General features: G+C 68.3%; 15 protein-coding genes. 2 read left to right on the forward strand and 13 right to left on the reverse strand.

What is annotated here, in order from left to right; translation table 11 throughout:
- Positions 1 to 3 precede the first annotated feature (3 nt).
- The 13 genes from ACFU5K_RS04870 to ACFU5K_RS04930 form a co-directional block, all read right to left on the reverse strand.
- Positions 4 to 1014 (reverse strand): ABC transporter permease, encoded by a 1011-nt coding sequence (locus ACFU5K_RS04870; protein WP_384056847.1) that lies wholly within the window; start codon positions 1012 to 1014, stop codon positions 4 to 6.
- Positions 1007 to 1930, reverse strand: coding sequence for an ABC transporter permease (locus tag ACFU5K_RS04875; RefSeq protein WP_384056850.1), 924 nt, complete (start codon positions 1928 to 1930; stop codon positions 1007 to 1009). Before ACFU5K_RS04875 ends, ACFU5K_RS04870 begins: the two co-directional genes overlap by 8 nt.
- A gap of 86 nt (positions 1931 to 2016) precedes the next feature.
- Entirely contained in the window at positions 2017 to 3645 is a 1629-nt protein-coding gene (locus tag ACFU5K_RS04880) for an ABC transporter substrate-binding protein (RefSeq protein ID WP_384056853.1), read from the reverse strand.
- A gap of 161 nt (positions 3646 to 3806) precedes the next feature.
- Positions 3807 to 4949, reverse strand: a complete 1143-nt coding sequence (locus tag ACFU5K_RS04885; protein ID WP_384056856.1) for an ABC transporter ATP-binding protein — start codon at positions 4947 to 4949, stop codon at positions 3807 to 3809.
- On the reverse strand, positions 4942 to 6000 hold the full coding sequence (locus ACFU5K_RS04890; RefSeq protein ID WP_384056859.1) for an ABC transporter ATP-binding protein: 1059 nt from the start codon (positions 5998 to 6000) through the stop codon (positions 4942 to 4944). The genes ACFU5K_RS04885 and ACFU5K_RS04890 overlap by 8 nt, the downstream gene beginning before the upstream one ends.
- Before the next feature lie 11 nt (positions 6001 to 6011).
- Positions 6012 to 6959 (reverse strand): ABC transporter permease, encoded by a 948-nt coding sequence (locus ACFU5K_RS04895; RefSeq protein ID WP_384056862.1) that lies wholly within the window; start codon positions 6957 to 6959, stop codon positions 6012 to 6014.
- Positions 6952 to 7884, reverse strand: coding sequence for an ABC transporter permease (locus ACFU5K_RS04900; protein WP_384056865.1), 933 nt, complete (start codon positions 7882 to 7884; stop codon positions 6952 to 6954). Before ACFU5K_RS04900 ends, ACFU5K_RS04895 begins: the two co-directional genes overlap by 8 nt.
- A 168-nt stretch (positions 7885 to 8052) precedes the next feature.
- Complete coding sequence (locus ACFU5K_RS04905) at positions 8053 to 9690, reverse strand: ABC transporter substrate-binding protein (RefSeq protein WP_384056869.1); 1638 nt, start codon at positions 9688 to 9690, stop codon at positions 8053 to 8055.
- 442 nt (positions 9691 to 10132) lie between these two features.
- The gene (gene typA, locus ACFU5K_RS04910) at positions 10133 to 12007 is read right to left on the reverse strand and encodes a translational GTPase TypA (RefSeq protein ID WP_384056872.1); all 1875 of its coding nucleotides are present in this window, start codon (positions 12005 to 12007) and stop codon (positions 10133 to 10135) included.
- Between the two features lie 335 nt (positions 12008 to 12342).
- Positions 12343 to 14619: an ABC transporter family substrate-binding protein gene (locus ACFU5K_RS04915; RefSeq protein ID WP_384056875.1), complete on the reverse strand. Its 2277-nt coding sequence runs from the start codon at positions 14617 to 14619 to the stop codon at positions 12343 to 12345.
- Positions 14620 to 14818: 199 nt separating this feature from the next.
- On the reverse strand, positions 14819 to 15370 hold the full coding sequence (locus tag ACFU5K_RS04920; protein ID WP_384056878.1) for an isochorismatase family protein: 552 nt from the start codon (positions 15368 to 15370) through the stop codon (positions 14819 to 14821).
- A gap of 96 nt (positions 15371 to 15466) precedes the next feature.
- On the reverse strand, positions 15467 to 16867 hold the full coding sequence (locus ACFU5K_RS04925) for an MFS transporter (RefSeq protein ID WP_384056981.1): 1401 nt from the start codon (positions 16865 to 16867) through the stop codon (positions 15467 to 15469).
- 110 nt (positions 16868 to 16977) lie between these two features.
- Entirely contained in the window at positions 16978 to 17454 is a 477-nt protein-coding gene (locus tag ACFU5K_RS04930; protein WP_384056881.1) for a MarR family winged helix-turn-helix transcriptional regulator, read from the reverse strand.
- Between the two features lie 181 nt (positions 17455 to 17635).
- Here ACFU5K_RS04930 and ACFU5K_RS04935 point away from each other — a divergent pair, with 181 nt between their 5' ends.
- Positions 17636 to 18688, forward strand: coding sequence for a LacI family DNA-binding transcriptional regulator (locus ACFU5K_RS04935; protein WP_384056884.1), 1053 nt, complete (start codon positions 17636 to 17638; stop codon positions 18686 to 18688).
- Between the two features lie 415 nt (positions 18689 to 19103).
- Entirely contained in the window at positions 19104 to 20351 is a 1248-nt protein-coding gene (locus ACFU5K_RS04940) for a sugar ABC transporter substrate-binding protein (protein WP_384056891.1), read from the forward strand.
- Positions 20352 to 20353 lie beyond the last annotated feature (2 nt).

Raw genomic sequence — 20353 nt, forward strand, 5'->3', positions numbered from 1 at the left:
TCCTCAGCGCAGCTTGGGGTCCAGGGCGTCGCGCACCGCGTCGCCGAGCATGATGAACGCGAGCACCGTGATCGCCAGCGCCCCGGCGGGCCAGAGCAGCATGTGCGGCGCGTTGCGGATGTACGGGGACGCGGCGGAGATGTCGATGCCCCAGGAGACGGCGGGCGGTTTCAGGCCGACACCGAGGTACGAGAGCGTCGCCTCCAGCGAGATGTACGTCCCGAGGGCGATGGTCGCGACGACGATGACGGGGGCGACGGCGTTGGGCGTGATGTGCCGCAGGAGCATCCGCGAGTTGGAGGCGCCCAGTGCCCGTGCTGCCTGGACGTAGTCGTTCTGTTTAGCGGTGATGACCGAACCGCGCGCGATGCGCGCGATCTGGGGCCACCCCAGCAGGATGATGAAGCCGACCACCGGCCAGACCGTGGAGCTGGTCACCACGGAGAGGAAGACCAGGCCTCCGAGGATCACCGGGATGCCGAAGAAGATGTCGGTGAGGCGGGAGAGGAGCGCGTCCCACTTACCTCCGTAGAAGCCGGCCAGGCCGCCCATGATGCCGCCCAGCAGCGAGACGCCGACCGTGGAGCAGACGCCGACCGTGACCGAGGTGCGGGCGCCGTAGACCGTGCGCGTGTAGACGTCGCACCCCTGTCCGTCGAAGCCGAAGGGGTGGCCGGGCTGCGACCCCTCCTGGGCCTTGCTCAGATCGCAGTCCAGCGGGTCCATGTCGGTGATCGCCCACGGCCAGATCGAGATGATCACCAGGAAGAGGATGATCAGTGCCGAGATGATGAAGACCGGGTTGCGGCGCAGGTCGCGCCAGGCGTCGGACCAGAGACTGCGCGGCTTTTCGGCGGGCCCGGTGTCGTCGGGGCCGCCGGGACGCTTCTCCAGCGTGGAGCCCTCGTCCATGGCGAGGTCCATCGCTCCGCCCGCACCGGCCCCCGCGATCGCCCTGTCCCCGGAGATCGGCCCCTCACCCGACGTGTCTTCCCACGGCTTCTGCTCAGGCATAGCGGATCCTCGGGTCGAGTACGGCGTACAAGAGGTCGACGATCAGGTTCGCCGCCAGGAAGACCAGGACCAGGACGGTGACGAATCCGACGACGGTCTGAGAGCTCTGGCGCAGGATGCCCTGGTAGAGCTGGTAGCCGACCCCGTGGATGTTGAAGATGCGCTCGGTGACGATCGCCCCGCCCATCAGGGCGCCCACGTCGGTGCCGATGAAGGTGACGACAGGGATGAGCGAGTTGCGCAGCAGGTGCCGCACGACCACCCGCCGGCGCGGCAGGCCCTTGGCCACCGCGGTACGGACGTAGTCGGCGCGGGCGTTCTCGGCGATCGACGTCCGGGTGAGCCGGGTGACGTAGGCCAGGGAGACGGAGGCCAGGACGAGACCGGGCACGATGAGTTCGTCGAGCGGCGCTTCCGACGAGACGGACGGCTTGATGATGCCCCACTCCACACCGAGGAGGAGCTGGAGCAGCAGGCCGGTGACGAACGTCGGTACGGCGATGACGACCAGCGTCAGGATCAGCACCCCGGTGTCGATGGGCCGGCCGCGGTGCAGCCCGGTCACGACGCCGAGGCTGATGCCGATGACGATCTCGAAGACGATGGCGACGATGGTGAGCCTGATGGTGACGGGGAAGGCCTCACCCATCAGATCGATGACCTTGTCCCCGTTGAAGGCGGTCCCGAAGTCACCGGTGAAGATGTTGCCCAGGTAGGTCAGGTACTGCTGCCAGGCGGGCTTGTCGAGGCCGAACTCGGAGGCCAGCCGGGCGGCGGTGGCGGGGTCGCAGCGACGCTCGCCGCAGAGCCCCGCGATGGGGTCACCCAGCACGTTCACCATGAAGAAGATCAACAACGTGGTGCCGAAGAAGACCGGGATCATCTGCAGCAGCCGCCGGATCACATAACGTCCCATGAGGGGCTCCGGGGGTCGGGGTGAACGGTCGGGGCGGGCGGCGGGGAGGCCGGTGCGTGGACGTCCGGCCTCCCCGTCTCAGCGGGTCACTTGACCTTGATCTCGTTGTAGACCGGGACGCTGAAGACGTTCAGCGAGACGTTCTCGACGCTGTCCGAGTAGCCGGCGCTGCCGTTCTGGTACCAGAGCGGGATGACGGGCATCTGCTCAGCGAGGATCTTCTCGGCGTCCTGGAAGGTGCTGACGGCCTTGGCCTTGTCGGTCTCCGCGTTGGCCTTGTCCACCAGTCCGTCGAACTCCTCGTTGCTCCACTTCCCGTCGTTCGACGGGGCGTTGGTGTAGTACAGCGGCTGGAGGAAGTTCTGGATCAGCGGGTAGTCCATCTGCCATCCCGCGCGCCAAGCTCCGCTCAGTTTCTGGGTGGACACCTGGCTGCGGAAGTCGGCGAAGGTGCCGATGGGGTCGCCGACGCAGGCCTTGTTGTTGCCCAGCGTGTTGTTGATGCTGTTGCAGACGGCGTCGACCCACTCCTTGTGGGAGCCGGTGTCGGCGTTGTACGAGATCTTGAGCTGGCCGCCGGGGATGCCGCCGCCCTCCTCGATCAGCTTCTTCGCCCCCGCCTTGTCGTAGTCGCAGGACGGTCCGCAGAGCCCTTCCTTGAAGCCGCCCTCCTCGCCGAGGACCGGGGAGGTCCAGTCCGAGGCGGGGGTTCGGGTCTTCTGGAAGATCTGGCTGGTGATCTGATCGCGGTTGATCGCCTTCGACAGGCCCTGGCGGACCTTCACCGCGCCGGGGGTGTCCCAGGCCTTCTCGTAGAACGGGAACGAGAGCGTCTGGATGATGCCGGCCGGAGTGTTGATGTACCGGTCACCGAGGTCCGCCTGGACGTTCTTGAGCTGCGAGGCTGGCACGTCGTCGACCAGGTCGAGGTTGCCGGCCGTGAGGTCCGTGTAGGCGGTGTTGTTGTCGGTGTAGACCTTGAGGTCGATCCCCCCGTTCTGCGCCTTGTCCGGACCCGGGTAGTCGTCCCACCGGCGCAGGTTCATCGACGAGCCCTTGGAGTACGACTCGATGGTGTAGGGGCCGTTGCCGATGGGCTTGGAGAGCCAGCTGTCGCGGTTCGAGTAGAAGGCCTTGGGCAGCGGAACGAAGGCCGCGTAGCCGAGGGTGTCGGGCCACAGCGAGAACTTCTGCGACAGCTTGACCGTGAAGGTGGTCGGGTTGACGACCTTCAGGCCGGAGAGCTTGTCCACGCTCGCCGAGCCGGACTCGGGGTGGACCTCGTCGTAACCGTCGATGTACTGGAAGAAGTAGGCGTTCTTCTGGTTGTTCTTCAGAGCGGCGCCGTAGTTCCAGGCGTCCACGAACGACTGGGCGGTGACCTTCTCGCCGTTGCTGAAGGTCCAGTCGTCCTTGATCGTGATCGTGAAGTTCTGCGAGTCCGACGTCTCGATCTTCTCGGCGATCGCGTTCTCGGCCGCGCCGGTCTTGGAGTTGTACCGCACGAGCCCCCGGAAGAGCATGTCGAGGACCTTGCCGCCCTGCACCTCGTTGGTGTTCGCGGGCTCCAGCGGGTTCTGCGGGTCGCCCCAGGAGGAGCTCACGATCCCGTCGGCGCCACCACCGCCACCGCTGTCCCCGCCGCCGCACGCCGTGGCCGTCAGGACGACGGCGACGGCGCAGACGGCCCACCTGGCTCGTGTGGCTCCGCGCATGGAGTGCCTCCTAGATGTCCATTGAGTACCTCAAGGCCCCATATCACCCCATATGACAGTCCGTCGCATGTTCATGTCCGCCGTACGTGGCTACCGCAACGCGAGGACGCCCGGCCCCCCTCTCGGGGGCCGGGCGTCCTCGTTGGTACGGACCGGGGGGACTACGCCGCGCGGACGACGCCCTTCTCCTCGGCGAAGTGGCACGCCGACTCGTGCGCGGCGGGCGTCTCCGAGGCCTTGAAGCGCTCGGGTATCGCCAGCAGCGGCACCTCGGTGGCGCACTTGTCCTCGGCCTTCCAGCACCGCGTGCGGAAGCGGCAGCCCGACGGCGGATTCGCCGGCGACGGGACGTCACCGGAGAGGATGATCCGCTCGCGGCCCTCACGGGCGTCCGGGTCCGGGACCGGGACCGCCGACAGCAGCGCCTGGGTGTAGGGGTGCGTCGGGTGGTCGTAGATCTGCGTGTCCGTACCGATCTCGGCCATCTTGCCGAGGTACATGACGCCGACCCGGTCGGAGATGTGCCGGACGATCGACAGGTCGTGCGCGATGAAGAGGTAGGAGAGGTTGAGCTCGTCCTGGAGCTTCTCCATCAGGTTGATGACCTGCGCCTGCACCGACACGTCGAGCGCGGAGACCGGCTCGTCGCAGATGATGATCTCCGGGTTGAGCGCGAGGCCGCGGGCGATGCCGATGCGCTGGCGCTGACCGCCGGAGAACTGGTGCGGGTACCGGTTGATGTACTCCGGGTTCAGACCCACGACGTCCAGGAGTTCCTGCACCCTGCGGCGCCGGTCGCCCTTCGGGGCCACCTCGGGGTGGATGTCGAAGGGCTCCCCGATGATGTCGCCGACCGTCATACGCGGGTTCAGCGAGGTGTACGGGTCCTGGAACACCATCTGGATGTTGCGGCGTACGGCCTTCAGGGCGTGCCCGGACAGCTTGGTGATGTCCTGGCCCTTGTAGAAGACCTCACCGGCGGTGGCCCGCTCCAGAGTCATCAGGAGCTTGGCGACGGTGGACTTGCCACAGCCGGACTCGCCCACGATGCCGAGCGTCTCGCCCTGGTAGAGGTCGAACGAGATGCCGTCCACGGCCTTGACCGCGCCGACCTGCTTCTTGAACAGGATGCCCTGGGTCAGCGGGAAGTGCTTGACCAGGTTGCGCACCTGGAGGATCGGCTCCCCCTGCGACGCCGGGGCGTCGAGGGCGGCTGCGGCCTCCGTCCCGGTGGCCGCGTTGACCGTCGCCACTTCGGTGACGTTCGGGGTGGCGTCCACGGACTCCTTCTCGAGCTCAGCCATGGATCGTCTCCTTCCAGAAGTGGCACGCACTGCCGCGGCCGACCAGCTCGGTGCCGTCCTGCTCGGCGACCGGGCGCAGGGCCGGGATCTCCGTACGGCAGATGTCCTGCGCCATCGCACAGCGCGGGTTGAAGGCGCAGCCGGACGGCACGTGCAACAGGTTGGGCGGCAGACCCTTGATCGCGTAGAGCTCCTGGCCCTTCTGGTCCAGGCGCGGGATCGACGCCAGCAAACCCTTGGTGTAGGGGTGTGCGGGGCGCTTGTAGATCTCGTGGACCGGGGCGGTCTCGACGATCCGGCCCGCGTACATCACCGCGATCTTGTCCGCGACGTCGGCGACGACGCCGAGGTCGTGGGTGATCAGGATCAGGCCCATGTTGAAGTCGCGCTGCAGCTCCGCGAGCAGGTCCATGACCTGCGCCTGGACCGTCACGTCGAGCGCCGTGGTGGGCTCGTCCGCGATGATCAGGTCGGGCTCCAGGGCAAGCGCCATGGCGATCATGATGCGCTGACGCATACCGCCGGAGAACTGGTGCGGGTAGTCGTTGACCCGCTCCTTGGCCGCCGGGATGCGCACACGGTCCATCAGCGCGATGGCCTTGGCCTTGGCGTCCTTCTTGGAAAGCCCCTGGTGGACGCGGAACATCTCGCCGAGCTGGTAGCCCACGGAGAGCACCGGGTTCAGCGAGGACAGCGCGTCCTGGAAGATCATCGCGATCTTCTGGCCGCGGATCTGCCGGCGCTCCTCGTTGGACATCTTGAGCATGTCCTGGCCGCGGAAGAGGATCTCGCCCTGCGGGATGCGGCCGGGGGGCATGTCCAGGATGCCCATGATCGCCTGCGCGGTCACGGACTTGCCGGATCCGGACTCGCCGAGCACGGCGAGGGTCTCGCCCGCGCTGACGCTGTAGTTCACGCCGTTGACGGCCTTGGCGACGCCGTCGCGGGTGTGGAACTCCACGTGCAGGTCGCGGACTTCGAGCAGCGGGCCGACGTTGTCGTCTCCCGAGCGCGCGGACGGAATCTCTGCGTTCTTGCTGATGGTGGTCACGTGCGCCCTCCTTATCGCGTCTTCGGGTCGAGGGCGTTACGGACGGCTTCGCCGAGCATGATGAACGCCAGAACGGTGATGCTGAGCATGATCGACGGGTAGATCAGGATGTGCTGGGCCACCCGGATCTGGCTCGAACCACCGGAGATGTCCATACCCCACGAGACCGTCGGCGGGGCCAGACCGAGACCCAGGTAGGACAGGGTCGCCTCCGCCGAGATGTACACACCGAGCGAGATGGTCGCGACCACGATCACCGGCGCCATGACGTTCGGCAGGATGTGCCGGAACAGGATGCGGGGCGTGCTCGCACCGAGGGCTCTGGCGGCCTGGACGAAGTCCGCCTGCTTGACGGTGATGACCGCACCGCGCATGACCCGCGCGATCTGGGTCCAGCCGAGGAACGCCAGGGCGAAGACGACCACCCAGATCGACCGGTCGGCGAACGCCTGGAGCACGACCATCGCACCGAGCAGGAAGGGCAGGCCCAGGAAGATGTTGGTGAACCCGGAGAGCAGGGCGTCGATCCAGCCACCGAAGTAGCCGGACAGCATCCCGATCAGGCCTCCGAAGAGCGTCACGACGAGTGTCACCGAGACACCGACGATCACCGAGGCGCGGGTGCCGTAGATGACACGGGCGTAGACGCTGCGGCCCTGGCCGTCGTAGCCGAACCAGTCGGGCGAACCGATCTTGCTCAGTTCGGGCTTGCCCAGGAAGTGGTGCACCAGGTCGCCCGTGGTGGGCGAGGCGCTGGTGAACATACCCGGGAAGACCGTGATCAGGAGCAGGATCACGATGAGCGCCGCGGAGATGATGAAGTACCAGTTGCGCCGCAGGTCCTGCCACGCGTCGCCCCAGAGGCTGCGTGCCTTGTCCGCCTTGACGGCGGCGGACGGGTCCGCGACGGGAGCTTTGGCCTCGTCAGGCACGGGAGCGGTCTTGGTCAGGTCAGGCATACCGGATCCTCGGGTCCAGGACCGCGTACAGCAGGTCGACGAGCAAGCTCATGAAGAGATAGACGATCACCAGGACGGTGACCAGTCCGACGAGGGTGGTGCCCTCGCGCCGGACGATCGACTCGAAGATGGTGCCGCCGATGCCCTTCACGTTGAACAGGCCCTCGGTGACGACCGCGCCGCCCATGAGGGCGCCCAGGTCCGTGCCGAGGAAGGTGACGACCGGGATCAGCGAGTTGCGCATCAGGTGGATACCCACGATGCGGCGCTTGGGCAGACCCTTGGCGACGGCCGTGCGCATGTAGTCCGAGCGCAGGTTCTCCGCCATCGTCGTACGGGTCAGTCGTGCCACGTACGCCAGGGAGAGCGAACCGAGGACGATCGCCGGGGTGATCAACTCGCTCCACGTCGCATTGTTCGACACGTTCGGGGCGATCCATCCGAGCTGGAACGCGAACACCGACTTGACGATGAAGCCGAGCACGAAGACCGGGATCGAGATGATCAGCAAGGTCAGGATCAGCACGACGTTGTCGGTGAGACGGCCGGCGCGCAGACCGGCGGCGACACCCAGGCCGAGACCGACGACGATCTCGATGACGAACGCCATCGCGGCGAGCTTCAGCGTGACCGGGAACGCGTCACCGAGTACGTCGGTGACAGGCCTGCCGCTGGCTATCTGGGTGCCGAAGTCGAAGTGAAGGACGATGCCCTTCATGTACTCCCAGTACTGCACCAGGATCGGCTGGTCGAGGCCGAGTTGGTGCCGAATGGCGGCGACGGTCGCGGGGTCCGCGCCCTTGTCTCCGAAGAGCCCCCGGACGGGGTCGCCGGGCAGCGTGTAAACCATCAGGAAGATCAGCAGAGTTGTCCCGATGAAGACCGGGATCATCTGGAGCAGTCGGCGTGCGACATAGCGCCCCATGGTGCCTCCATGTAAGTGGCACGCAGCAGCCCGACGGGCCCTCCCTCGTCACCGACCCCTCGTGGGATCGTCGGTGTCGCGGAAGGGCCCCCCGGCCACGGCGTGCAGGCTGGCGCAGGAACCGATGTCAGTGTCGGTTCTGCACCGGCCTGCGGACTACGTCGGTGGTTACTTCTTGACCTCGACCTGCGTCAGGATCGGGTCGCCGTCCTGCGCGTAGTCGACGTTCTGGACCTTCTCGGAGTAACCGGCGTTGACCTTGTAGTACCAGAGCGGGATGGTCGGCATGTAGTTGACCAGATCCTTCTCCACCTCCTGGTACTTCTTGACCGACTCGTCGAGCGTGGCGGCGGAGTCCGCGTCCGCGATCTTCTTGTCGAGGTCCTTGTTCGAGAAGAAGCCGTTGTTACCGGCCGCACCCGTACGGAACAGGTCACTGATGAAGTTGGCGTTCACCGGGTAGTCGAGCACCCAGCCACTGCGGTAGAACGACTTGACCTGCTTGGCGTCACGGGCGTCCAGGTCGGCCTGGAAGTCGGCCTTGGAGTCGCCGACGCACTGGACACCGGTCGCCTGGGTGATGCTGTTGCAGACGGCCTCGACCCATTCCTTGTGGCCGCCGTCGGCGTTGAACTGGATCCAGATCTTGTTGCCCGGAACACCGCCACCCTCCTTGATGAGGGCCTTGGCCTTGGCGGGGTCGAACTTGGTCACGTCACCGGCCACGTTGGGCTGGTAACCGAGGACACCCTTGGCGACCCAGCCGGTGGCCGGCTCGCGGGTCCCCTGGAGAACCGTCTTGGTGATCGTGTCCCGGTCGATGGCCATCGACAGGCCCTGGAGGACCTTCGGGTCGGTGTTCTTCCACTGCTTGGTGTACATGGCGACACCGAGCGTCTGGATGGCGGAGTACGGCTTGGACACCGCACGGTCACCGAGGTCGGCACGGTAGACCGGGAGGTCCTTCGGAGCGATCTGGCGGAGCACGTCGACGTTGCCCGACTTCAGGTCCTCGTAGGCGGTCTCGAGGGTGGTGTAGTTCTTGAAGATCACACCACCGTTCTTCGCCTTGTCGAGACCCTTGTAGTCGTCGTTGCGGACGACCTTGATCTGCTTCTTGTGGTCCCAGCTCACGAACTTGTACGCGCCGTTGCCGACCGGCTTCTCGCCGGCCGCCTTCGGGTCCGCGTAGAAGGACTCGGGGAGCGGGGAGAAGGCCGTGTAGCCGAGCTTGTACGCGAAGTACGGCAGCGGGGCGTCCAGCTCGATGGTGAACGTGTAGTCGTCCACGATCTTCAGGCCGGACATCTTGTCCGACTTCGGCTTGGCGCCTTCACCGTCGGGGTGCACGTCGGCGTAGCCCTTGATGCCCTGGAACCAGGACGCGTTGGTCTGCGCGTTGGTGATGTTCGCCGCCCAGTTCCACGCCTTGACGTAGGACTCGGCGGTGACCGGCGTCCCGTCGTGGAACTTCCAGTCCTTCTTGAGCTTGACCGTCCAGAGCTTGGAGTCCTTGGTGTCGACCGACTCGGCGTTGATCATCTCGAGCTTGCCGGCCGGGTCGTAGTCGACGAGCTGCGAGAAGATCGCGTCGGTGACGATGCTGCCGTTCGACTCCATCGTGTTCGCCGGCTGCAGCGGGTTCTGCGGCTCACCGACCTCGACGGAGAAGATGCCGTTGGGGTCAACCGCACCCTTGGCACTCTTGCTGCCGTTGTCGTCCTTGTCGCCGCCGCCGCAGGCAGTCGCGGCCAGGGCGATGATTGCCGCTCCCGCGACCCACTTGGCGCTCTTGGCACCGCGCATGGGTTTCCTCCTCATGAGTCCACTTTTGACTACAAGAGGGGCACTGTAGAGATTCACCGACACCCCTGGCGGCGATCGCTTGCAGTGCCCCGAGTGTGCTCGTGAGTCCGCACTCCCCACAGTGCGCCGACCCATTGACCCGAGCTCAATGGAGCCAACTATTAAGTAACACCGGGCTGTAAACCACACTTAAAGGGTCTCGGTTTTACAACATCAAGGAGCCATGGTTGACCGAAATCCGGACAAAGTGATCCCAGACAGACACCCCCGAAACGGACCGTTAACACATGTTCCGGAGAGCGACGCCCGATATTCGGACACCTCGGTCACGAAAACTGGTTGACGAAAGGCCCGGCGCCCCGCAGTGTCTGCGGGGCGCCGGGCCTCATGTCAATTCCTCGTACAAGCGGTTCGCCGGCCCTCACCGGCGGTCCGGATCAGGTCAGGCGTTCTTGGCGCGCGAGGCGCTGCGGCCGCGCTGCTTCTGGTCCAGGACGACCTTACGGATACGGACGGTCTCCGGGGTCACCTCGATGCACTCGTCGTCGCGGCAGAACTCCAGGGACTGCTCCAGCGAGAGCTTGCGGGCCGGCACCACGTTCTCCGTGGTGTCGGCGGAAGCGGCACGCATGTTGGTGAGCTTCTTCTCCTTCGTGATGTTCACGTCCATGTCGTCGGAACGCGAGTTCTCACCGATGATCATGCCTTCGTAGACCTCTGTGGTGGCCTCGGTGAAGATCACACCGCGCTCCTGGAGGTTGACCATCGCGAACGGCGTCACGACGCCCGCGCGGTCGGCCACGAGCGAGCCGTTGTGACGGGTGCGCAGGTCGCCGAACCACGGCTCGTGGCCCTCGAACAGGGAGTGCGCGATGCCCGTGCCACGGGTCTGGGTCAGGAACTCCGTGCGGAAGCCGATGAGGCCGCGTGACGGGACGATCCACTCCATGCGGACCCAGCCGGACCCGTGGTTCGTCATCGTCTCCATGCGGCCCTTACGGGTCGCCATGAGCTGCGTGATGGCGCCGAGGTGCTCCTCGGGCGAGTCGATGGTCATGCGCTCGATCGGCTCGTGCGTCTTGCCGTCGACCTGCTTGGTGACCACCTGCGGCTTGCCGACGGTGAGCTCGAAGCCCTCGCGGCGCATGGTCTCGATGAGGATCGCGAGCGCGAGCTCACCGCGGCCCTGGACCTCCCAGGCGTCGGGGCGCTCGGTCTCCAGGACGCGCAGCGAGACGTTACCGACCAGCTCGCGGTCCAGGCGGTCCTTGATCTGACGGGCGGTGACCTTGTGGCCCTTGCCGCCCTTGCCGACGAGCGGCGAGGTGTTCGCGCCGATGGTCATCGAGATGGCCGGCTCGTCGACCGTGATCAGCGGCAGCGCGATCGGGTTCTCGGTGTCGGCCAGGGTCTCGCCGATCATGATGTCCGGGATACCGGCGATGGCGCAGATGTCGCCCGGCCCGGCCTTCTCGGCGGGCTTACGGGTGAGCGCCTCGGTCATCAGCAGCTCGGTGATGCGCACGTTGGACATCGTGCCGTCGCGCTTGATCCACGTGACCGTCTGGCCCTTGCGGAGCTCACCCTGCTCGACACGGCAGAGCGCGATACGGCCGAGGAAGTTGTCGGCGTCCAGGTTGGTGACGTGTGCCTGGAGGGGGGCGTCCTCGTCGTACTCCGGGGCCGGGACCGCGGAGAGGATCGTGCTGAAGAACGGTTCCAGGCTGTCGCTGTCCGGGGGAACCGTGCCGTCCTCGGGCTTGGTCAGCGAGGCGACGCCGTCACGGGCGCAGGCGTAGACGATCGGGAACTCGATCTGGTCCTCGTCGGCGTCCAGATCCAGGAAGAGGTCGTACGTCTCGTCGATGACCTCGGCGATGCGGGAGTCCGGGCGGTCCGTCTTGTTGATGCAGAGGATGACCGGCAGCTTGGCCGTCAGCGCCTTGCGGAGCACGAAGCGGGTCTGCGGGAGCGGTCCCTCGGAGGCGTCCACGAGCAGGACGACCGCGTCCACCATCGACAGGCCGCGCTCGACCTCACCACCGAAGTCGGCGTGGCCGGGGGTGTCGATGATGTTGATGGTGATGACGTCGCCGCCATCCTTCGGGTGGTACTTCACGGCCGTGTTCTTGGCCAGGATCGTGATGCCCTTCTCACGCTCCAGGTCGTTCGAGTCCATCATGCGTTCGTCGAGGTTCTCGGCGGCGTGCGAGGCGAAGGCGCCCGCCTGCTTGAGCATGGCGTCGACCAGCGTGGTCTTGCCGTGGTCGACGTGGGCGACGATGGCTACGTTACGGATGTCGTGGCGCGTGGGCATGGGTGGCTTGCGCTTCTCTCGGATCGTGGGATCAGGCGTCTCAGTCGGTCTTCGAGTCCTCGTACGCCCGCCGGGCGGCACGCCACGGCTAGTCCAATGGTACGGGCCCGAGGGGTCCGGGGCTTCCCGGGCCGATCCGCCGGACGGGCCGCCGGCCATGATTCAGCCGATATTCAGCCGGTATTTCGTCAACATCCGGCCGGTGTCCGGCGGGACGGCAAGGGGTGTGAGAAGACGAACGGCCCGGGTCTGGGCGGACACAACCTTGCCCGCCGGGGACTCCGGCGGGCAAGGGAATTTGAGCTGTTCCTGAGCTTCTCTACTGCGTTGACCTGCTACTTCTTACGATTCGCGGGGGAACCTGCCGCTTGTCGCGCGGTGAATCCGATGTCCTCGTAACGGGGCGAGGAGAAGCCGAAGGCGCCGATGTTCGCGAGCTTCTTGTCGACGGCGACCAGCTGTGGCCTCTGATACAGCGGAATCGATCCCGCCGCGGCCCAGATCCTGGCGTCGGCCTGCCTGAGCAGATCCCTCGACTTCTTGGCGTCCAGCTCCGAGATGGCCCGGTCGAACAACTGGTCGATGTGGTCCGAGCCGACCCGCGTGTAGTTCTGCTCGACGAGCAGCGAGCCGTCGGTGGCGGGCTCCGGCTTGGCGAAGATGGGGCGCCCGTCGGTGGCCGGGTAGGCGGTGGCGGGCCACGAGTACAGCGCCAGGTCGTAGTCCCCCGAGGCGACGTGGTCCTTGAAGTAGCTGTCGTCGGAGACCTTGGTGACCGTCGTGCCGATGCCGACCGAGTCGAGCATCTCGACGATCTTCTCCCCCACGGTGCGCAGGGACTGCGATCCCGGGCCCGACGGCAGGACGAAGCGCAGCGTCAGCGGCTTGCCGTCCTTGCCGAGGCGCCCCTTGGCCGCGGCGGGGGCCGGTGCCGCGGTGCCCGCGGGGGCGTAGGCGCCGGCGGGTCCGCCGGGCTGCTTGTCCTGCGCGGTGACCTCGACATCGCCCGCCCGGCGCCCGCCCGGCTTGTCGTCACCGACGATGTACGTACCCTCTTCACGCGAGGCCTTGTCGTCCTTGTCCGTCACCGCGGCCTTGTCCTCTTTATCCTTGTCCGACGGCTTCGCGGACTCCTTCCCCTCCCCCGTGACCTTCTTGTCCTTCTCCCCCGCCTCGGCGTCCTGGGCGGCCTTCTTCTTCTTTTCGGCCTCGCTGCCCGCCTTGGTGTCCTGGGTCCTGCGGACGGCTCCGGCGGTGGTGAACCCCGCGTCGGCCAGGAGGGCCTGAGCCTCCTTGGTGTCCTGGTCGCCGAGCGCGCCGCTGCCGTCCTTGTACGCGGGCTGCCCGGCCAGGGCCAGGTGGCTGCCCGGCGGCTTCGCGGGGAGGCCGAGCGGCTTCAGTACGGTGTCGGCCAGCTCCTGCCGGTCCAGCGTGCGGGCGATCGCCCGGCGCACCCGGTCGTCGGCGAGCGGCCCGGACTCGCCGTTCAGGGCGAGCTGCGTGTAGGCGGGCTCCAGGGACTTCCGTACGGCGAACGAACGCAGCGACTTCTGCTCGGCGGCGTAGACCGCCACGGCCTGCCTGCTCTTCTCGCGGGCGGCCTGCGCCGTCTCGGCGGCCTCCTCGTCCGAACCGTGGGCCAGCGCCCAGGACCGCAGGGCGGACGCCGGGGTGACGTCGGCGCCGGGTCCGTGCGCGGGCGGCTGCCCGTTGCCGCCCCGGTAGCGGGCCGCGAGGGCGATGCTGTTCGCCGTCGACGCGTCGACGTCGGCGACCTGCACCGTGCCCTGGGTCAGCGCCTTGGTCCTGTCCTTGGGCTCGACGGCCCGGAAGACCAGTGATTCGAGCTTGGCCTCGTTGCCCCACCAGCGCGGGTTCCGGTCGAGCACGACCGTCCCCTTGGCCTTGCTGACGCTGCGCAGCCGAAACGGTCCTGCGGTGTTCTTGATGGTGGTCCTGGCCCCGTCGTTGAAGGCCGCGGGGGTCGCGGTGACCTCCTTCGGGTACAGCGGGGAGAAGAGGGAGCGCCAGTCCCCGTAGGGCTTGGAGAACGTGACCCGGACCTGCAGGTCGTCCTTGCCGCGCTCGATCTTCTCGATCCGCTCGTATCCCGCGTTGCGCGCGGTCCAGAAGGCCGAGTCCTTGCCGCTCAGCGCGCGCCACTGGGCGACGAAGTCCGGAGCGCCGATCTCACGGCCGTCGCTCCACACCGCCTGCTGGTTGAGCTTGTACAGGACGACCTGCTTGGGCTCCTGCTCGATGACCTTCGCCGACTCCAGGTAGTCGGGGTTGAGCCGGGGCTCGCCGCGCTCGTCCATCGGGAAGAGGGAGGGCAGCAGGGCCCCGGTGATCCGTGTGGTCGCGCCGTCGGCGTCGGCCTGGAAGGCGTTGAGGGTGGCCGGCACCGCGTCGATCGCCCAGGTGAGGGTGGACCCCTCGGTCACCCTCTCCCGGGCGGCCGGCGCGATGTCCTGTGGGACGGCCACCTGGGTAGGCCGCCCGCTGTCCGAGGTGCAGGCCGCCAGCACCGGAATCGTGAGCACACCTGTCGCCAGGAGCGCGACCGAGCGGCGCTTTCGGGCCGTCCCGCGTGGGACGCCGACGTGGGCCATGGCTGATACCTCCGGGGCCGGCCCGGTCCATCTCGTACACGAATGGACCGGATGATGCGTTCTGGTGGCATTTGCAGTTGATCAGACTGGTTCGCTGATCTACTGAAAGCACCCGCACCCGCATGAACGGGCCGACGCGGCCGCAGGAGCCGCGGAAGTCACCCGTGCGGCCCCGGGCCGGCCCCGGTCCGGCCGCGGTTCAGCCCAGCAGCTCGATGATCGCGGCGGTGGTGCCGGTCTCGCCGAGCCTCGGGAAGATCTTCTCGACGCTGTTGCGGTGCGCGTCGGCGTCCATGTCGGTGATCGCGTCCGTGGCGACGGTGACGTGGTAGCCGTGCTCGTGCGCCGCCCGGGCGGTGGACTCGACGCCGATGCTCGTGGCGATGCCGGTCAGCACGACCTGGGTGATGCCGCGGCGGCGCAGTTCGAGGTCGAGTGCGGTGCCGTGGAAGGCGCCCCACTGCTGCTTGGTGACGACGACGTCGCTCTCGCGCTGCCCGAGCCCGGGCACGAGGTCGGCCCAGTCGGCGGCGGGCTGTCCGGACCGGGCGGGGCCCTCGGTGCGGCCCGGCGCGCCGCCGGTCACGCGGACCAGGAAGACCGGGAGGTCCTTGGCGCGGAAGGCCTCGGCGAGGGCCGCGGAGTTGGCGACCACGCCGTCGGCCGGGTGGGCGGTCGGCAGGCCGACGATGCCCTTCTGCAGGTCGACGACGACGAGTGCGGTACGGGGGTCGAGGACGGTGGCGGTCATGTGCGTACTCCTTGGGACGGTGCTGATCGGTCGCGTGCATGTGGGGGCACGGCCGGCGGGGGCGAGCGCGCGGAGGGGCGCCGGGGGGTGGGGTCTTCAGGTGCGGGCGCGCAGGGCGCGGTCGGTCAGGGTCAGGACGGCCAGCAGGACGGCCAGGACGACGGCCACGCCCGCCATGAGGTGCAGCCCCGCGTCGCTCGCCGTGTCGGCGTACGCGAGGGCGATCAGGCTCGACGCCGTGATGGCGCCGATGTACTGGGCGGTCCGCTGGAGCCCGGCAGCTGCCCCGATGCTCTCCGGCGGCGCGTACGCCTGCACGGCGGCCTGGTTGCTCGTCCCGATGAGTCCCTGCGGTGCGCCGAAGCACGCTCCCGCGAGCAGCAGGACGGCCAGCGGGGTGTCGTGCGAGAGGAAGACCAGGACGGCCGCGCCCGCGGTGAGCAGGACGCAGGCGACGGTCAGCGGGGCACGGAGGCCCTTGGTGCGGGCGCCGAGCAGCGAGCAGACCAGGGCGGTGAGGGACATGGGCAGCATGAGCAGCCCGGTATGCCCCGGCGAGAAGCCGCGGGCCTCCTCCAGCCACTGCGTGTAGCCGTACATGACGCAGTAGATCAGCAGGTAGCTGAGGCCGTGGCGGATGTAGGTGCGCAGCAGGGCGCCGTTGCCCGCGAGCAACCGGATGTCTATGAACGGCTGCGAGGTGCGCAGCTGCCACCGGACGAGCACGGCGGTCAGTCCGGCGAACGGGGCGAGCAGCCACCACTGCGGGTGCGCGAGGTCGAGCAGGAAGAAGACCAGCACGGTCAGCGCCCCGGAGAACAGGCAGATGCCCAGCGGGTCCAGCGAGAGCCTGGGTGTACCGTCGCCGCCAGCCAGCTCGCGCGGAGGGTCCGCCGGTATCCACAGGAGGGCTGCGGCGAGGGCGATGAGCGCGATCGGCACGTTGACGGCGAAGATGCCGCGCCAGCCGACGAAGGTCACCAGCAGCCCGCCGAGCGCGGGTCCGACCGCCGCGCTGCCCAGCGCGGCGAACGACAGCCGGGCGAGCACTGGACGGGGGGTGGGGCGCACGAGGCGCCGTGACTCGTCACGCAGGACGGCCATGGCGGCCGGGTAGGCAGCCGAGGAGCCTACCCCGAGGAGCAGCCGGGAGACGATCAGCGCACCCAAGCCCTGGGCGAGTGCTCCGACCAGGCCTGACGCGATCACGACCACGAGACCGGCCAGGAAGACCCGGCGTGGACCAAGGGTGTCGGCGAGCTTGCCGAGGACGGGCTGGGCGACGGCACTGGCGAGGTAGAGGACCGAGATGAGCCACGCGGTGTCGGCGACCCCGATGCCGAAGGAGTGACCGATGCCTACCAGGGCGGTGGAGATCATGGTCGTGTTGAGCGGATTGAGCAGGGAACCCATCAGCAGGGGGGCCGTGAGGCGGGCGCCGAACCCGGGACCGGACACGGGCGCCGGAGACTGTGCCTCCTGCGGTGGCTCAGTCATTCGCCGGCCGAACGCGGGCCGCGCCTCGGGCCGCTGTCCGGCGGCCCCCGCACCGAGGGCCGGGGTCTGAGGTCCGGTCACCTCGCCGCCGGGGCCGGGGCCGTACCGGCTCATTCGTCGACCAGACGGCCGATGAGCTCGACGGCCTCGGCGAGCGTGCGGCGCTCCTCCCCGTCCAGTTCACCGGCGATCGCTCCGGCCAGCCAGCTCCGCTTCGCGGCGCGCACACCGGCCAGGGTGCTGCTTCCGGCCTCGGTGACCGACACGACCGACTTGCGGCCGTCGGCGAGGTCGGGGGCGCGCGTGACGAAACCCCGGCTCTCCAGTGCGCCCAGCGTCAGCCGCATCGACTGGGGACGTACGAGCTCGGCGCGCGCCAGCGCCGCGGTGGTGGCCGGACCGCCGTCCTGGAGCCTGGCGAGGACCGAGCGCTGTGACGGGGTCAGCAGGCTGTCCGCCGACGAGCCGCGCAGCCGTCGGAGCAGCCTGCTCACGACGGCCGCGAGATCGTCCGCCACGCGTTCGGCACCGGGGGCCTCGTCGGGGCCGACGGCGGAGGGCGGGGGGGTGCCTGGGCTGCTGGACATACTCTCCACCGTAAAGATGGACAGGACATCTTGCAAGGCCGCCTGTCTGTTTACCGGGATGGGCGGGTCGTTGTTGCCCGCTCCCCGGCCCGCGATCTAGGGTGAATGCGCTTTCAGAAGAGAGAGGCCGCCCGCCGCCGCGGGCGGTGTGTGCGAAGGAAAGAAGCGGACGGTCGGTCGAGTGAGCGCCCCCACGGTGTACGACGTGGCCGAGCGGTCGGGTGTCTCGATCGCCACGGTCTCCCGGGTCTACCGCAATCCGGACTCGGTGCGCGCGCAGACGCGCGAGCGGGTGCTGGAGGCGGGCCGCGAACTCGGTTACGTGCCGAGCGGGAACGCCCGGGGCCTGGCGAGCCGCACCACCGGGGTGCTGGGCCTCTGCTTCCCGGACTACGCCGACCCCGAGGCCGAGGCCGACGCGGAGACCGACGGCGGGGCCGACGACGCGGCGATGCTGTACTCGGACCAGATCATCCGCGGGATGGAGCGGGCGGCCCGCCGGCACGGCTACGCCCTCCTGATCGCAGCCTCCCTGGAGGGCGGGCCGGAGAGCCTCGTCGCGAAGGTGGCGGGGCGGGTGGACGGTTTCGCCGTACTGGCGCGGACCGTGCCGACCGCGGACCTCGAGGTCATCTCGCGCCGCCTGCCGGTAGTGATGCTCGCGGGGCCGCGCGAGATCGACCACCTCGACCACATCGTCGTCGCGAACACCGCCGGGGAGCGCGAACTGGCCCGCCATCTGATCGAGGACCACGGGCTGCGGCGGCTCGCGTTCGTCGGGAGCGGGCCCGAGTCCCCCGACTCGGAGGCACGGTTCCGCGGCTTCCGGGAGGCGTGCCGCGATGCCGGCCTCCCGGCCCCGGACGAGCCCGGCCTGCGCACCGCGATGATGACCCGGGCCGAGGGCGCCCGGGCCGCCGAGACCCTGCTGGACCGCGCCACCGAACGGCCTCAGGCGATGCTCTTCGCCAACGACCAGATGGCGGTCGGCGCGCTGCGGGCCTTCGAACGGCGCGGGGTGCGGGTGCCCGAGGACATCGCCGTGACCGGCTTCGACGGGATTCCGCTGAGCCGGATCGTCCGTCCGTCGCTGACGACCGTACGCCAGCCCATCAGGCAACTGGGCGAGCAGGCTGTGGAGTTGCTCGTGCAACGCCTGGCCGATCCGTCCCGCGACCCGGTCACCCTGGAGCTCCCCGTATCCCTGGCCCGCCGCGCGAGCTGCGGCTGCTGACCACCGCAGGGGCGGGCCTCCGGCAGCCCGGGCGCCGGGGTCCGGCGCGGCGTGGGTTCACGCCGCGAGCCAGTCCCCGAAGACTGAGCCGCGGCACCCAGCAACAAACCCCTCACCGCGGCGGTGACGGTCGCGGCGTCGAAGTACCGCAGCACCGTGTGCGAACGGAGCCATGCGGAGACATCGGCGCGCCCCACACGGCCGCTGGAGTTCCGCGGAACAAGCGGAATTGATCACATCCACTTCCAATACGCAAACAGCGTGCTTACGGTTCCGAGGTCGGGCCCGGGGATGTCCAGCACGTTGCAGGAGTGTGACCCAGCACCCCCTTGCGGATTACCGAAACACTGTCGCAGAGTGATGTATGCGCTTACAGACAGCGCATACATCCGGATTGCTCAAGGAGGAGCCCTCCATGTCCCGCACCGTCAGAACCGCCTCCGCCGCCATCACCGTGGCGCTCGCCCTCGGCATCTCCGCCTGCGGCAGCTCCGGTGGCGGCGAGGCCGCCGCGGACTCCAAGCAGACACTCACCGTCTGGGCCATGGGAGCCGAGGGCGAGAAGCTCGCCGAGGTGGCCAAGGTGTACGAGAAGGCCAACCCGAACATCACCGTCAAGGTGACTCCGGTCGGCTGGGACGTCGCCCACCAGAAGCTCGTGTCCGCCGCCGCGGCCGGCACCCTGCCGGACGTGGCGCAGATGGGCAGCACCTACATGGGGGAGTTCGCCGAGCTCGGCGTCCTGGAGCCGGTCGACACGAAGTCGTTCGACAAGAAGGACTTCTTCCCCGCCGGCTGGGACCAGGGTGAGGTGGACGGCACCGCGTACGGCGTGCCGTGGTACGTCGACACCCGGGTCCTCTACTACCGCACCGACCTCGCGAAGAAGGCCGGTGTCGACAAGGCGCCCGCCGACTGGCAGGAGATGCGGGACCTCGCCACCGCGTACCGGGAGAAGGCCGGCACCAAGTGGGGCCTGTCCGTCCAGCCCAGCGGCCTGGACACGGTGCAGAGCTTCTATCCCTTCCTCTTCTCCGCCGGCGGCGAGATCATCAACGACAAGGGCGAGGCCGTCATCGACAGCCCCGCGGCCGTCAGCGCGCTGAAGGAGTACGGCACCTACTTCGACAAGGGGCTCTCCAGCAAGTCCGTGCCGCCGGGCTACGACGTCGTGAAGGACTTCGGCAACGGCCGGGTCCCCATGTTCTTCGGCGGCCCGTGGCACGTCACCCTGCTGAACGAGGGCCAGCCGCAGATCAAGGGCAAGTGGGCCGTCGCCCCGGTCCCGGCGGGCAAGTCCTCGGTGTCCTCGGCGGGCGGCTCCTCCCTGGTGATCTCCAAGGACAGTGAGCACAAGGCCGCCGCCACGAAGTTCGTCAAGTACCTCACGGACGCCAAGGGCCAGGCCGACTGGTACGAGCGCACCAAGGACCTCCCGGCGAACACCGCGGCCTGGGACTCCGGCAAGCTCGCCGGCGACCAGAACCTCCAGGTCTTCAAGAAGCAGATGGACACCGCGAAGTCCTCGCCCTCCATGGCGAAGCTGACGGAGATCACCGACAAGGTCGACCAGGCCATCGCGAAGGTGACGCAGGGCAAGGCCTCCGCCGAGGACGCGCTGAAGACCGCGCAGTCCGAGATCGAAGGCCTCGTGAAGCAGTAGCC

Origin of the sequence: Streptomyces sp. NPDC057428 (assembly GCF_042803195.1) — a bacterium.
Classification (GTDB): Bacteria; Actinomycetota; Actinomycetes; order Streptomycetales; family Streptomycetaceae; genus Streptomyces.

Excerpts from the sequence above, each read along its gene's own strand:
- ACFU5K_RS04940 (WP_384056891.1), top strand. The coding sequence starts at position 19,104 with ATGTCCCGCACCGTCAGAACCGCCTCCGCCGCCATCACCGTGGCGCTC.
- ACFU5K_RS04915 (WP_384056875.1), bottom strand. The coding sequence starts at position 14,619 with ATGGCCCACGTCGGCGTCCCACGCGGGACGGCCCGAAAGCGCCGCTCG.
- ACFU5K_RS04895 (WP_384056862.1), bottom strand. The coding sequence starts at position 6,959 with ATGCCTGACCTGACCAAGACCGCTCCCGTGCCTGACGAGGCCAAAGCT.
- ACFU5K_RS04930 (WP_384056881.1), bottom strand. The coding sequence starts at position 17,454 with ATGTCCAGCAGCCCAGGCACCCCCCCGCCCTCCGCCGTCGGCCCCGAC.
- ACFU5K_RS04925 (WP_384056981.1), bottom strand. The coding sequence starts at position 16,867 with ATGACTGAGCCACCGCAGGAGGCACAGTCTCCGGCGCCCGTGTCCGGT.
- typA (WP_384056872.1), bottom strand. The coding sequence starts at position 12,007 with ATGCCCACGCGCCACGACATCCGTAACGTAGCCATCGTCGCCCACGTC.
- ACFU5K_RS04880 (WP_384056853.1), bottom strand. The coding sequence starts at position 3,645 with ATGCGCGGAGCCACACGAGCCAGGTGGGCCGTCTGCGCCGTCGCCGTC.
- ACFU5K_RS04870 (WP_384056847.1), bottom strand. The coding sequence starts at position 1,014 with ATGCCTGAGCAGAAGCCGTGGGAAGACACGTCGGGTGAGGGGCCGATC.
- ACFU5K_RS04900 (WP_384056865.1), bottom strand. The coding sequence starts at position 7,884 with ATGGGGCGCTATGTCGCACGCCGACTGCTCCAGATGATCCCGGTCTTC.
- ACFU5K_RS04905 (WP_384056869.1), bottom strand. The coding sequence starts at position 9,690 with ATGCGCGGTGCCAAGAGCGCCAAGTGGGTCGCGGGAGCGGCAATCATC.
- ACFU5K_RS04920 (WP_384056878.1), bottom strand. The coding sequence starts at position 15,370 with ATGACCGCCACCGTCCTCGACCCCCGTACCGCACTCGTCGTCGTCGAC.
- ACFU5K_RS04875 (WP_384056850.1), bottom strand. The coding sequence starts at position 1,930 with ATGGGACGTTATGTGATCCGGCGGCTGCTGCAGATGATCCCGGTCTTC.
- ACFU5K_RS04885 (WP_384056856.1), bottom strand. The coding sequence starts at position 4,949 with ATGGCTGAGCTCGAGAAGGAGTCCGTGGACGCCACCCCGAACGTCACC.